General features: G+C 35.8%; 13 protein-coding genes. 6 read left to right on the top strand and 7 right to left on the bottom strand.

Features of this window, described 5'->3' with window-relative positions; all coding sequences use genetic code 11:
* Positions 1–63: 63 nt before the first annotated feature.
* The 4 genes from RCG20_RS13155 to rlmD form a co-directional block, all read right to left on the bottom strand.
* Complete coding sequence (locus RCG20_RS13155; RefSeq protein ID WP_308180583.1) at positions 64–615, bottom strand: GNAT family N-acetyltransferase; 552 nt, start codon at positions 613–615, stop codon at positions 64–66.
* Between the two features lie 213 nt (positions 616–828).
* Entirely contained in the window at positions 829–1,290 is a 462-nt protein-coding gene (locus tag RCG20_RS13150; protein WP_308180582.1) for an ASCH domain-containing protein, read from the bottom strand.
* Positions 1,291–1,360: 70 nt separating this feature from the next.
* Positions 1,361–2,104 (bottom strand): amidohydrolase family protein, encoded by a 744-nt coding sequence (locus tag RCG20_RS13145; RefSeq protein ID WP_308180581.1) that lies wholly within the window; start codon positions 2,102–2,104, stop codon positions 1,361–1,363.
* Positions 2,105–2,309: 205 nt separating this feature from the next.
* On the bottom strand, positions 2,310–3,695 hold the full coding sequence (gene rlmD / locus RCG20_RS13140) for a 23S rRNA (uracil(1939)-C(5))-methyltransferase RlmD (RefSeq protein ID WP_308180580.1): 1,386 nt from the start codon (positions 3,693–3,695) through the stop codon (positions 2,310–2,312).
* 252 nt (positions 3,696–3,947) lie between these two features.
* Between rlmD and RCG20_RS13135 the strand changes: the two genes are divergently transcribed.
* Positions 3,948–4,721 (top strand): GNAT family N-acetyltransferase, encoded by a 774-nt coding sequence (locus RCG20_RS13135; protein WP_308180579.1) that lies wholly within the window; start codon positions 3,948–3,950, stop codon positions 4,719–4,721.
* 121 nt (positions 4,722–4,842) lie between these two features.
* Here RCG20_RS13135 and RCG20_RS13130 read toward each other — a convergent pair whose 3' ends face one another.
* Both RCG20_RS13130 and RCG20_RS13125 read right to left on the bottom strand, forming a co-directional pair.
* Positions 4,843–5,184 carry a DUF1360 domain-containing protein gene (locus RCG20_RS13130; RefSeq protein WP_308180578.1) on the bottom strand — a complete coding sequence of 114 codons (342 nt, stop codon included), beginning with the start codon at positions 5,182–5,184 and terminating at the stop codon, positions 4,843–4,845.
* A gap of 163 nt (positions 5,185–5,347) precedes the next feature.
* On the bottom strand, positions 5,348–6,811 hold the full coding sequence (locus RCG20_RS13125; RefSeq protein WP_308180577.1) for a nicotinate phosphoribosyltransferase: 1,464 nt from the start codon (positions 6,809–6,811) through the stop codon (positions 5,348–5,350).
* Between the two features lie 504 nt (positions 6,812–7,315).
* Between RCG20_RS13125 and RCG20_RS13120 the strand changes: the two genes are divergently transcribed.
* From RCG20_RS13120 to RCG20_RS13105, 4 genes are all read left to right on the top strand, one after another.
* Complete coding sequence (locus tag RCG20_RS13120; RefSeq protein ID WP_308180576.1) at positions 7,316–7,987, top strand: response regulator transcription factor; 672 nt, start codon at positions 7,316–7,318, stop codon at positions 7,985–7,987.
* Positions 7,988–9,373 (top strand): HAMP domain-containing sensor histidine kinase, encoded by a 1,386-nt coding sequence (locus RCG20_RS13115; RefSeq protein WP_308180575.1) that lies wholly within the window; start codon positions 7,988–7,990, stop codon positions 9,371–9,373.
* A 66-nt stretch (positions 9,374–9,439) separates the two neighbouring features.
* Positions 9,440–10,528, top strand: a complete 1,089-nt coding sequence (locus RCG20_RS13110; protein ID WP_308180574.1) for an ABC transporter permease — start codon at positions 9,440–9,442, stop codon at positions 10,526–10,528.
* Positions 10,528–11,214, top strand: a complete 687-nt coding sequence (locus RCG20_RS13105) for an ABC transporter ATP-binding protein (protein WP_308180573.1) — start codon at positions 10,528–10,530, stop codon at positions 11,212–11,214. Before RCG20_RS13110 ends, RCG20_RS13105 begins: the two co-directional genes overlap by 1 nt.
* A 107-nt stretch (positions 11,215–11,321) precedes the next feature.
* Here the strand turns inward: RCG20_RS13105 and RCG20_RS13100 are convergent, their stop codons facing one another.
* On the bottom strand, positions 11,322–12,263 hold the full coding sequence (locus RCG20_RS13100; protein WP_308180572.1) for a diacylglycerol kinase: 942 nt from the start codon (positions 12,261–12,263) through the stop codon (positions 11,322–11,324).
* 467 nt (positions 12,264–12,730) lie between these two features.
* On the opposite strand from RCG20_RS13100, the gene plsY reads away from it, so the two are divergent.
* Positions 12,731–13,345 carry a glycerol-3-phosphate 1-O-acyltransferase PlsY gene (plsY, locus tag RCG20_RS13095; RefSeq protein WP_308180571.1) on the top strand — a complete coding sequence of 205 codons (615 nt, stop codon included), beginning with the start codon at positions 12,731–12,733 and terminating at the stop codon, positions 13,343–13,345.
* The last annotated feature ends 50 nt before the right edge of the window (positions 13,346–13,395 follow it).

The following is a 13,395-nucleotide window of genomic DNA, read 5'->3' as shown; positions in this document are numbered from 1 at the left end:
GGTCGCAGGTACTCATGATGTAGTGGTATTTACCATTTTGTTTAACAATTTTCGAGTTATCTACTAATTCCTATCATTAATCCTTCCCATCACGATGGTATTATAATAATTGCCGTCAGATAGAAATTTGTCTTCTTTTAAAATACCTTCTACTTGAAAACCATGGTTTTCATATAGCTTCTTAGCTTTATCATTGGTTTCGAGAACATGCAATGTTATTTTCCTAATTCCACTTGAGTCTGCCCAATGAATAAGTTCTTTTAAAAGGTTTTTTCCTATTCCATATCCCCAATATTCTTTTAATACACCAATTCCAAATTCAACTCTATGAGACATTCTTTTCAATTTATTGCCTGCACCTCTTATAAACCCTACAATTCTACCATTAATTTCAGCAACTAAAAATAGGCTATTAAAACTTTCTGTATCTTCTTTAATAATCTGGTTAAAACCAAATTCATCTATGAATGCCTCGCCCTTTTCTCTGTCTAAATTTTCTGTTTCACCATCTATTTGTAATCTTACTTCAGACAAGGCTTTCGCATCTTTTTGTATTGCAGATCTTATAATATAAATTAAATTATTAATATGAAATTCTGTTGGATTAACCCTCATTACAAATTTTCCCCCTCCCTATTTTTTGAATTATAATAAAATTATGCCATGATATCTAATTGAACTTTCAACTATATGTTCTCAACTTTTAAATTTAGCTTCTTGAAGTAAAATACTCCTTTAGGAAAATATTCAAGAATAAGGCGAGTTAATCCTTCTTGGATCAACGCGCCAGATTGTTGAATACGGTACTTCATGAGTTTTCATTACGTTTTATCGTTTCTTAAAAACAAGCTGAAATTTTTCACATAGAACAGGTATTTTATAGGTGAATTCTTGATTTATATTTTCTAATTCTTTCTTAAAGAAAGGCTCATGAACATCACGCCAATATTGTAATGAACGATCACCTTCTCCTTCCAAATACGCATGCTCTGCTGTTACCTCATCAAAAGAGAATACTTCAACAGATGTGGTTTCAATAATTGCAACAGCATTTCCATCTCCATCAAGAATAATATTAAATTGACCAAAATGCGGTAATGGCTCGTTTTCAAATTCATATAACATATAATTGGATGCCGTTGCTTTTTTTGTTCCATCTAAGACTAATTTTGCAAGTTCATTTGCCATCTCTTTTGAATTGCCAAAAGCCCACGCTACATAATCTTTCGGTGCATCTGGATTTATTTTTCGATATTCCTCCCATAATTGAACAATGGAGCTATTATTCATACATAAATCAACCAACTTTCTATTAGTTTAAAAATGATATTTATATTGTAAAAATCAAATAATAGATAAATTACTTTAAATACCATTTGAAAGCATTTGTGTATAGGATTTTATCGATAGCGGATTCATCAAATATCCGTTGGATTAATTCAATATCTGCATATCCAAAAGGTCTTTTTGCTCTTGTAGATGGCAAATCTGTCCCGAACATAAGAGCGTCTGGGTTTATATCAAAAATTAATTTTAAAGCATTCTCAACATTCAATTCTACACGACCAAAACCAGTTGCTTTTACATGTACTCCTTTATCAACTAGCTTTAATAAGTATGGTAGCCCGTCTTCAGATAACCCTAAATGGTCGATTGATATTGCTGGTAATTTCTCAATAGTGGATACAATTTCGGGTAACTCTTTTGCATCGATATAAATCTCGCTATGCCAACCAACTAAATCATGAACTCTTCTAGCAAAGTAATCCAGCTTAGATAAATCTTCCGAACCGCCTCTTTTAATATTAAAACGTAATGCTTTTACCCCGTTTTCATTTAAATTTATTATCTCTTGGTCAGTCACTGTAAAAGGCAATTGTGTTACTCCACAAAATGTTAACCCCAATACCTTAAGTGCCTTTAATAAATATTCTTGGTCAAATCCTTGGAATGACCCAGATACAATAGCTCCACCTAATACATTTAAATCATCCGTTTCATTTTGATAATCTTCTACAACATAACTAGGGGGAAAATATCCTTGGTTTTCTATAACTGGAAAGTCAAAATCAATAATATGAAAATGTGCATCAAAAATTCTCATAATAACTCCCCTTCCTTTTCTTTAACATATCAATTTCGAAACATAAGGAACATTAGGGATTATTTATACAAATTCATAAGTATATCTTATTGAACCTGCTCTGTTAGTTTAAGTAAAACCCTCGCAATTTACAATTTTCTTTACACTTTTTATGCAACAACCTAGCCCAATTGCTAGAGAATCAAATAAAAAAACAGAAACCTAATCAGGCTTCTGCTTCCTCTTTCAAAACTATCTTCGCAACTGCCTCACAATGCGTCGTCTGCGGAAACATGTCAACCGGTTGAACCTCCACCGTTTTATATCCCCCATCTTCCAAAATTCTAAGATCCCTTGCTAAGGTTGCCGGATTGCAGGAAACATAAACAACCTTCTTTGGTTTCATTTCGATAATGGTCTGAAGTAGAGCTTCATCACAACCCTTTCGCGGTGGGTCAACGACAAGTACATCAGCTGCGTTTCCTTCCTTATACCACTTTGGAATGACAGCTTCTGCTTCTCCAACCGCAAATTCAGCATTGGTTATTCCGTTCAATTCAGCGTTCCGTTTTGCATCTTCAATTGCTTCTGGGACAATTTCTACGCCAAATACCTTTCGAGCTTTTTGTGCTAAAAATAATGAGATTGTCCCGATTCCACAATAAGCGTCGATGACAGTTTCTTCCCCATTTAAATCTGCGTACTCTAATGCCTTTTCATAAAGTACCTTTGTTTGATCAGGGTTTATCTGGTAAAAGGACAACGCTGAAATCGCAAATTTCACATCTCCGATATAATCATAAATAACTTCATTTCCCCACAGAACGTTTGTTTTTTCACCTAGTATGACGTTTGTTCGTTTTGAATTCACATTATGAACAATCGATTTCACCTTAGGAAGGCGTGCAACGATTTCCTCAACAAGCTTATTCTTTTGTGGAATATCCGCTGTTCTGGTGATAACTACAACCATGAGTTCTCCAGTTTTCTTTCCGTACCGGGCCATGATATGGCGGAGCACACCCTTATGTGACTCCTCCTGATATGCCGGAATGCCAAGCTCATTACAGATTTCCTTTACCGTTTGCACAGCTTCATTCACTTCTGGAATCTGGATTAGGCTTTCATCTGTATCGACAATTTCATGACTTCTTTGTTTAAAAAATCCCGCAATCAATTTACCGTCTTTTTCTCCAACGGGGACCTGTGCTTTGTTTCGGTAATGCCAAGGATTCTCCATGCCTAGAATCGGATGCACCAACACATCCTCAAGTTTACCAATCCGGGCAAGCACTTGCCGAACTTGATTTTCCTTAAACTTCAACTGACCGTCATAGCTGATATGCTCTAGCTGGCAGCCGCCATATTTATGAGTATCACTACTCTCAATCTCAACACGGTAAGGGCTATTTTCATATAGCTCCATCAACCGCCCAAATCCGTATCCCTTATTGGCTTTAATAACCTTTACTTTTGCTTTTTCTCCAGGGAGCCCATTGGGAACAAAGAGCGGATACCCATCCACTTTTGCTACTCCTGCCCCATCATGAGTTAAATCCTCAAATACAACATCTATATAATCATTTTTTTGAACCGGCACTATTCTATTCATGTTTTACTTCCTTTTCTCCGTTTTGAATAGAAAAATTGTATCATAAAGCCGCAAACAATGCGAAAACGGTCTTGTGTAATAAGGCTATAAAGAAAACTCGCCGATTGGCGAGCCCCCAAGGGCGATGACAGAGGGGTAGTTGCCCTTATGCGCTAGCAGAATTTAAGGATATAAATTCTGCTTAGCTAAAAAAAGGGATTTATGATAAAAATAGTGAACTTACTAGATAATTCATGAAAGGTGTCGTGTATCTTGAGAGATCTAGCAACAATAGCGGAACTTATTGGAGACGAATTTAAACTACTTAATGGATTGCCAGATTATATTACGATCGAGCAAAAGGATCCCACCAATGAAATTTTTAAATGGGAGGAAAAAATAGAATCCTTACTAGAAATTTGTTCAGAGTGGAAACTAAAGCGAATCGGTGCATCGCTAATCAGAACTTCAGTTAACTTTGAACATCTTTCAAAATTTCTGCTTCTTAATGGTTTCGAGCATTACTCTTCAAGAGTGGAGGTTTATAAAGATTTAGAGAATTTTGATGGGGCTAAACTACCTTTTGACTGGAAGTCACTAGATGACCCTAGTCTGTCAGAAGATCAATTTAAGGAGTACTGGAAAAGATGCATGTTATATTCTGATAATCACCCAACAACACTTACAATGGAAGAACATCTAGATTCTATTAAAAGTGAACTTGGGGAAGGCTGGCAGAAGTCCTGCATTATTTTTTATAAAAATAACAAACCACTAGGGATCACAATTCCACATCTTGAGCCCGGAACCGAAGATGAAGGAAGACTGTTCTATTTTGGAATTCTTCCAGAAGAGCGTGGCAAGGGGCAAAGTTTACTTTTACATCTTCAATCATTACTTTTTTTAAAAGAAATGGGAGCAACTTATTACATCGGCAGCACTCATGTAACCAATGAGAAAATGCAAAAGGTATTTGAAAAGAGTGGCTGTGCGATTAAGTCCTATACGGAATCCTACTACAATTATATAAAAGCCCGTCATACCTGAGAAGAGGAATAACTCTTAATGAATATTTTACAAAAGACACTTATGCTTGATTTTACCCTTCTAGATTGGCCCCAAAAACTTTGGAGCACCCTTATAAAGGATGCTCCATTTTACATTAATATTAATCAATATGTGATTCAATGAATGCGGCAGCTCCAGCAACTGCAAAGATAAGAATAATAGGGTAAACAAAAGGAATATAAAAATACGCAAGCACAATTCCAACAGATACCCAAAACCCAGTACACCAATAACAGCTCAAGAGCGACCCAATAAAATGGCGGATGCCAATTCCTCTTGCTTCAAAAACGATATCTTTATTGCCAGTTGCATCTTCTATCTCAATTTCTGAAATAAATGGCTTTCGAATAAATTTTGCGATTTCATCAAACACGAGTAAATGAGTGATCCGAAACGCCGCTAAAGAAACGATAATAAAATCGAACCAGTTGATCTCGAACATATAATTCCTCCTAGTTTCAAGAAATTACTATATTGTATGATTCGTTGTTTTAAGTGCAACGACTAACTGGAAGCAGGCTCTATTTTAAAAAAGTCGACTCTTTAGATTTTTGTCTTATTCTGGCTCCACAAAAAATAGACGTCCAAACTTGGACGTCCACAGCTTAACTTCTCATTTCGGCTACTTTCTCTTTAACCTCTTCAATATTACGCATTTTATTTTCCCAGCATTTCTGGCTTAGGTCCACTGGATAATCTTCAGGGTTCATAATCCGCTTATACTCTTCCCATAGGAAAGCAAGATTTTGCTTCAAATATTCCCTTGATTCTTCGATTTTTGGATTTTCATAAACAAGTTTTCCATTTACAAAAATATCTTCGTGAAGCTCTCGTGCCGTGAAGTTGGTAACAACCTTATTAATATAGGTGTGGGTTGGATGGAACATTTTAAGCCGTTTTTCTGGCAGCTTTTCGCCCTCCATCGCAATATAATCCCCTTCGGCATGATGGTTCTTATTATTGATAATCCGATAAATTTTCTTTAATCCTGGTGTTGTAACTTTTTCTGGATTAGAGGAGATTTTAATTGTATCTTCCATATTGCCATTTTCATCTTCAATTGAAACAATCTTATAAACGGCGCCAAGTGCGGCTTGGTCATAAGCGGTAATCAACTTCGTACCAATTCCCCAGCTATCTATTTTTGCACCCTGGGATTTAAGATTAATAATTGTATACTCATCTAAATCACTAGATGCGAAAATTTTCGCCTCCGTAAATCCAGCCTCATCGAGCAATTTACGAGCCTTTTTAGAAAGGTAGGCAAGGTCGCCACTATCAAGACGAATTCCGATAAAATTAATTGTATCTCCCAATTCTTTTGCAACTTTAATTGCATTTGGTACACCAAGGCGCAGCGTATCATATGTATCCACTAGGAAGACGCAATCTTTATGCGTTTCAGCATACTTATGAAAGGCAGTATATTCATCCTTATAGGCTTGTACCATTGAATGGGCGTGCGTTCCGGAAACAGGAATATGAAACATTTTTCCAGCCCTGACATTACTTGTTCCTTCAAATCCCGCGAGATATGCAGCTCTCGTTCCCCAGATGGCAGCATCCATTTCTTGAGCTCTTCTTGTACCAAATTCGATTGCCGTTTCACTACCAATCACTTGCTTGATCCGGGATGCCTTTGTTGCGATTAATGTTTGATAGTTCACAATGTTAAGCATAGCCGTTTCAATCAATTGTGCTTCAGCGAGGGGGGCATCTACTCTAAGAATTGGTTCATTACCAAAAACCAATTCTCCCTCTTTCATCGAACGGATTGTTCCAGTGAAGCGCATATTTTTTAGGTATTCCAAAAAATCATCCTTGTACCCTACCTCATTTTTCAAGTAGGACAAGTCTTCAGCAGTAAAGCGGAACCCTTTAATATACTCGATAACCTTATCTAAACCTACGAAAACAGCATAGCCGTTCCCAAACGGAAGCTTGCGAAAAAATAATTCAAAAACCGCTTGTTTATTATGTATTCCATCTCTCCAATAGGTCTCTACCATATTAATCTGGTAAAGATCCGTGTGAAGAGTAAAACTATCATCAGAATATATGTGTTCCATAATAGACCTCCGAAATATAAAGGTGTAAGCCCTTTCACTCACACATTCTTTGTGGCGAAGCACGACAGTAATCTAGGCTCTAGCTTTTATAACTAGTCACAAGTAAAAGCATTTTCACCATTATAGTCCATTCTACCATTTTAAAAACGATTTAACCATTCCCTAAGCGAGATGAAAAAATGTTCCAATGCCCAAATTTGTCTTCCCTGGTAAATGTTTAATCGATAGTAATTATCGCCTTATTCATCATGTCCCCTTTTTCTGCCATGTCTTTTGGTCATTATATCATCTAGTACTTGGTTCTTGCGGTTTAAAAACATCCAAATTGTGGCGAATGTGGGAAAAGTCCGAGTATTTGGTGAATGAAAATAACCAATAGTGCAACTAGAAATTGGAGAAACAAAGGAATCTAAAGTAAATTTGATTAAGTCCCTAAACTCTTTCCATATTTCAAAAGGTTGATTACAATTAACAATAGAATGAAAAAAGTGAAGGTGTTTTGGCATGAAAACAATCTTAATTGCTGATGATGATGAGCATATCCGGTATCTTATTAAAGAATTGTTGATGAAGGAAGGATTTAAAGTAAAGACCGCAGAAAATGGAGCCGAATCCCTTGATGTCCTACAAAAGGAACTATGTGACTTAGCAATTGTGGATATCATGATGCCTGTAATGGATGGGTATCTTTTAACAAAAGAAATTCGAAAATCATATGACATTCCAATCATTCTATTAACCGCAAAAAACCTAATTGAAGATAAGGAAAAAGGGTTTGAATCAGGAACGGATGATTATTTAGTGAAGCCTTTCGAGCCAAAGGAATTAATTTTCAGAGTCAATGCTCTTTTAAGAAGATATGGAAAAACAAGTGAAGCAAATATTAGCTTAGGCTCCCTTTATATAAACAAGAAAGGATATGAAATTAAAATCAATAACAAAACATATATATTGCCATTAAAGGAATTCGAGCTCTTGTCTTTTCTTGCCTCACACCCAAACCAAGTTTTCAGTAGAAACCACTTGATTGAAAAAATATGGGGTCTTGATTTTGAAGGTGACGAAAGAACGATTGATGTTCATATCAAAAGATTAAGGGAACGGTTTACCAGCATTGCAGAAGATTTTTCTATTAAAACGGTCAGAGGAATTGGCTACTCCCTTGAGGTCCATTAAATGAAAATAAAATCTCTTTATAGAAAATTTGCATTCGTTACGATTATGATTATGATTTTTAGTGGCCTATTTTCATTTCTTTTATCAAATGGTTACTACCAAATAACATTGAAAAAGCAAAATGACGAGAAAATCTTGAATTTTTCTTTGAAAATAGCAGACTTTGCCAAAAAGCAAACTCCGACTAACCTCCCTGATTATTTCCAACACATCGGTGAAATTGGATACCAAATCCTTTTGGTCAATCAAAAAGGGGAAAAGAACTATTACGGGGCTTCCTACAGGGTGAAGAATCTACCTAATGTAGCAATCGAAAAAGTATTTCACGGCAAGGTTTATCATGGAATCCAACACTTTCCTGGAAAAACGTTTGTTACCGGTTTTTTTGCAAATGAATTAACAAATTCAATCGGTGTTCCTTTCGAATATCATCAGCAAAAATATGCACTTTTTATTAGACCAAATATCAAACTAATGTTTAATGAAATGCATATTCTTTTTGGGTGGTTGCTTCTTCTTTCGATTCTATTAAGTATTGTAATGGTTCTTATTAGTACAAAATATTTAGTACATCCTATTAGGAAACTAAATGCGGCAACCAAAGAAATCTCTGAAGGGAATTTTTCGATCAAGCTGGATATTGATCGGAAGGACGAATTAGGAGATTTGGCAAACAGTTTTACCAACATGTCGAATAAATTAGCAAAAGTGGATCAATTAAGAAGAGAGTTACTAACAAATATTTCTCATGATATTCAAACTCCCCTTACGAATATAAAGGGATATATGAATTTACTTGAAAATCAGCAAATAAGTACCAAGGAAAAGGAGCAATATATTCAAGTTGTTCATTCAGAAGTAAATCGTTTATCTAACTTAACAAAACAACTGCTGCTTCTAGCTTCGATTGAGAGTAAAAAAGAATTAATGGAAATTACCACGATTAACTTAGGGGAACAGCTGAAAAATGTTATCCATCAGTTTCAGTGGAGTATAGGTGATAAAGGGATCATGATGAGTTATTCACTACCAGATATCTTGATTAAGGGTGATTCTGGCCTGTTGTATTCTGTTTGGGAAAACTTGTTGACGAATGCAATAAAGTACAATAAAGAAAATGGAACCATCGATATTGAATTATCTACAGTAGGTTCAGAAGTTAAAGTGATTTTTAAAGACACTGGTATTGGTTTAGATCAGCAGGAAAAAGGAAAAATATTTGATCGTTTTTACCGGGCTGATTCCTCTAGAGCTCGTTCGGTAGATGGAACGGGGCTAGGGTTGTCCATTGTAAAATCAATTGTTACTTTACACAGTGGAAAAATAGAAGTAGAAAGTCAAAAAGGGAAAGGGACTACATTTAAAATAACCCTTCCGAAACTGTAAAATAACGTTCATCTTCCGTTCATATTCATAAAGTATTTTATTTATGAAAGGGAAGGTGATTTTTTAATGTTCTTCTTACCGTTTAAGGAAATGACATTTTTTAAAGTCAGATATTTATTAATAAGCTTTATTATCTTTTTTGTAGCTGTACTTGTCTTTATTATTAATGGGCTTGCCAATGGACTAGCGATGAATAATGCTTCATCAATTATAAATATGCCTGCAAGTTCCTTCTATCTCCAAAAAAATGTAGAGGGCCGGATTGACCGTTCCCATCTGCAAATCAATCTGGAAAAAGTGCAATCTAAAAGTGGTGTGGAACCAATCGGTATTCAAATGGGTGCCTTGTCCCAAGTAGGTTCTGATAACCAATTGGATGTAACGTTTATAGCGATGAAGGAGGATGGATTTTTAAAGCCAGATGTTATGGAAGGTGAAGATTTCGTAACTGGTGTGAAAAATGAAGTTTTACTCGATCGCTCCTTAAAGTCTGAAAAGGTAAAAATAGGTAGCATTGTAAAAGATGCACGGACTGGTATAAAGTTGAAGGTTTCTGGATTTATTCATGACCAAACCTTTAGTCATACACCAGTTGCGATTGTTTCATTTGATACATGGGGGTCTCTATCAGGTGGCCCACAAAATAGCAAATACAATGCTGTTGTTAGTAAGAATAACGATAAAGTATCAAGAAAAGAAATTTCTAAATTAGTTGAGGGCGGTGTATGGGTAAATAAAGAAACAGTTATCAAAGGTGTTCCTGGTTACACAGCGGAACAAAATTCATTAATGATGATGCTTTCGTTCCTAATCATTATTGCCGTTTTTGTCTTAGCTGCTTTCTTTTATATCATGACCATTCAAAAAACTTCTCAATTTGGAATTTTGAAAGCCATCGGTGCAAAATCAAGCTATTTGATCAAGTCTACGATTGTTCAGGTTATATTATTAACGCTTTTCAGTATCGCAACTGCAGTAGGTTTCACACGGATATTTAAGGCTGTTCTTCCAATAGATATTCCGTTTATCTTTGATTTGATGCAAATCATTAAATTCTCAGGAATATTATTCCTAGTATCCATATTTGGATCGTTACTATCCGTATTTAATATCACAAGAGCAGATCCAGTTCAAGCAATGGGGAGGTTAGAATAATGGTAGTGACGGAGCCTTTAGTTTTAGAAAATATCGAAAAATCGTTTAAAGATGGCGATAAAATTAATCATATTGTAAAAAATTTATCTTTCAGTGTGAATAAGGGAGAGGTAGTAGCCGTTATTGGTCCATCTGGTTCTGGGAAATCTACCTTTTTATCAATTGCTGGTGCTTTGCTTTCACCTGATAAAGGTAATGTATTTGTAAATGGAAGAAATATCTCCTCTTTTAGTGATGTGGAGAAAGCAGATATAAGGTTGAATCATCTTGGTTATATTTTTCAAACCTCTAATTTAGTTCCTTATTTAAAGGTGCAGGAACAATTAAGCTTTGTTTTAAAAATGGCCAATAAATGGTCTAAAGCAGAAAGGTCAAAAATAACAGAGATGTTGGTTGCAGTAGGAATGGAGCACCGTGCAAAGTTTTATCCACATCAATTATCTGGTGGTGAAAAACAGAGAATCGCAATTGCCAGAGCCTTTATTAATGATCCAGACATCATTTTAGCAGATGAGCCAACAGCCAGTTTAGATTCGTGTCGAAGTATAGCTATCATCGAACTAATATCGAAGATTGTGAAGGAGCAGAATAAATCGGCTATAATTGTTACTCATGATGAACAAATACTTCCAATATGCGATAGAATCTATGTCATGAAAGATGGTCAATTAACTGAACAAAGGTAATATCCCACTATCATCATCTTCGTCATTGGGTCGAGATGATTTTACCTAAAGGGACCTACCTATCATGCAAACCAAAAAAGTTCGCTCCATACTTGGAACGAACTTTTTTAGCTGTATCTTTTTCCAGGCTCCCAATCGATCGGTTTATCTAATGGTCGAATATCATCAATTGGTACAAACACCTCTAAATGACGATATAAGTTTTCAAACACCGCTGGGAGCAACCCTCCAAATTCACCATCAAGGTTCAATTGAACTTTTTCACTTGAGTAAACTTTAATGTGGTTTGCCTGTGTATAAATTACATTTGGGTCGTGGATATGTTCTCCGCGTAAAGCCAATGTAGAAACACGGATAAAATCCGCAAGATTGATTTTCTTTAAAATTAATAAAGAAAATAAACCGTCATTAATCGATGAATCAGGTGCAAGTTTTTCGAATCCACCGATAGAATTCGTCAGCCCAACAAGGAACAGCATTGCTTCCCCTTCAAAAAGCTTACCATCATATTCTATGCTTACTTCTGAAGCTTTTATGGACGGTATCATTTCCATCCCTTTTAAATAATAAGCAAGTTGCCCAAGCATCGTTTTTAATCTACTCGGTACTTCATATGTAAGCTCGGTAATTCTGCCACCACCAGCAATATTAATAAAATATTTATCATTTATTTTGCCAATATCCACTGGAATAGTATCGCCTTTTGTAATAATATCCACCGCAGTTCCTATATCTCTTGGAATCTGCAAAGCGCGAGCAAAATCGTTAGTTGTTCCAGCAGGGATAATCCCCATTTTTGGGCGATACTCCTGTTCAGCAAGTCCATTTACTACTTCATGTATTGTTCCATCGCCACCGGCAGCTATCACAATATCATACCGACGGTCCACTGCGAGTCTTGCAGCTTTTATTGCATCCCCTGCACAGGTCGTTGCATGGCATGATGTTTCATATCCAGCAACCTCTAATTTTTCAAGGATTTCCGGTAGATTGCGTTTTAGAATTTCCCGTCCTGATGTTGGATTATATATAAGTCTTGCTCTTTTCATTCTCATCATCCTATAACTGAAAATTGTCTTATTCCGGACGCACAGTCATTTCTATATTCTACCAACTAACATCCAATCTTACAATCATAAAGTTATTTTTTACGATAAAAATTATTTTGCCCTTAAAGGTTCAGACTATTATCAAGACGTTTTTTTTTCGTTAAAATTCCAATTAAAAATTACTGCAAGGCATTTAAACGAACACTATAAGTGTTTGCTATAGTAATATGATATTCACCGACCCCGCGTTGATATTCAGAATTTTTCATTGAACTTTGTTCAGGCTTCTAAAGTCACTTCCCATAGTCCACTTAACGATCACTTCCTGTACGCTCGTGCCTTTAAGCTTTCCTTGATAAGTGCCCTTCTCTCATATGCTTATCCATTTTACAGAATTTTTTTACTAATATGGTAAAGTACTTATATAGGAGGAATATACTCTTAAAAACGATAAAAGGAATGATTATATGTTCTGGGGCTTATTAATTGTAGCTTATTTAATTGGAAGCTTTCCTACCGCTTTAATTGTGGGCAAGTTGTTCTTCCACGTGGATATTCGCGAACATGGGAGTAAAAATCCAGGTGCCACAAATTCTTTAAGGGTTTTGGGGAAAAAGGCAGCATTGTTTGTACTGATTGTGGATGTAGGAAAAGGTGCGATTGCTTCTTTCCTACCCTTATATTTTAGCATTGATGCTGATCCACTCTACTTCGGTCTCACAGCTGCTTTAGGGCATTGCTTTCCAATTTTCGCTGGATTTAAAGGAGGTAAGGCAATTGCAACCACTGCTGGTGCATTATTAATCGCCAACTTCCCATTATTTCTAATTGCCTACACCATTTTCTTTTTCATTATTTTTTTAACAAAATATGTATTCTTAGGTTCTCTCTCAATGGGTCTAAGTTTACTACTTTATTCATTCCTTTCATCCCAACAAGAATTAGAAACGATCTTTTTATTATTCTTTCTTTTCTTAATTTACCTTCATCGCTCCAATTTCCGTAATTTCATCCTTGGAATTGAGCCGAAAGTTAACGATAAAAACCTCATCAAGGATCGGATTCCTCCAAAAGCTATGTAATTTTACGAATGGGCAAATAGCCTTTAAAAAGACGAGACTCCATTATTTTC

The organism is Neobacillus sp. PS3-40 (assembly GCF_030915485.1).
In the GTDB taxonomy this organism is placed as follows: Bacteria; Bacillota; Bacilli; order Bacillales; family Cytobacillaceae; genus JAUZPL01.
The sequence above is the reverse complement of the archived record's forward strand: the minus strand, read 5'-3'. Positions and strand labels throughout refer to the sequence as shown.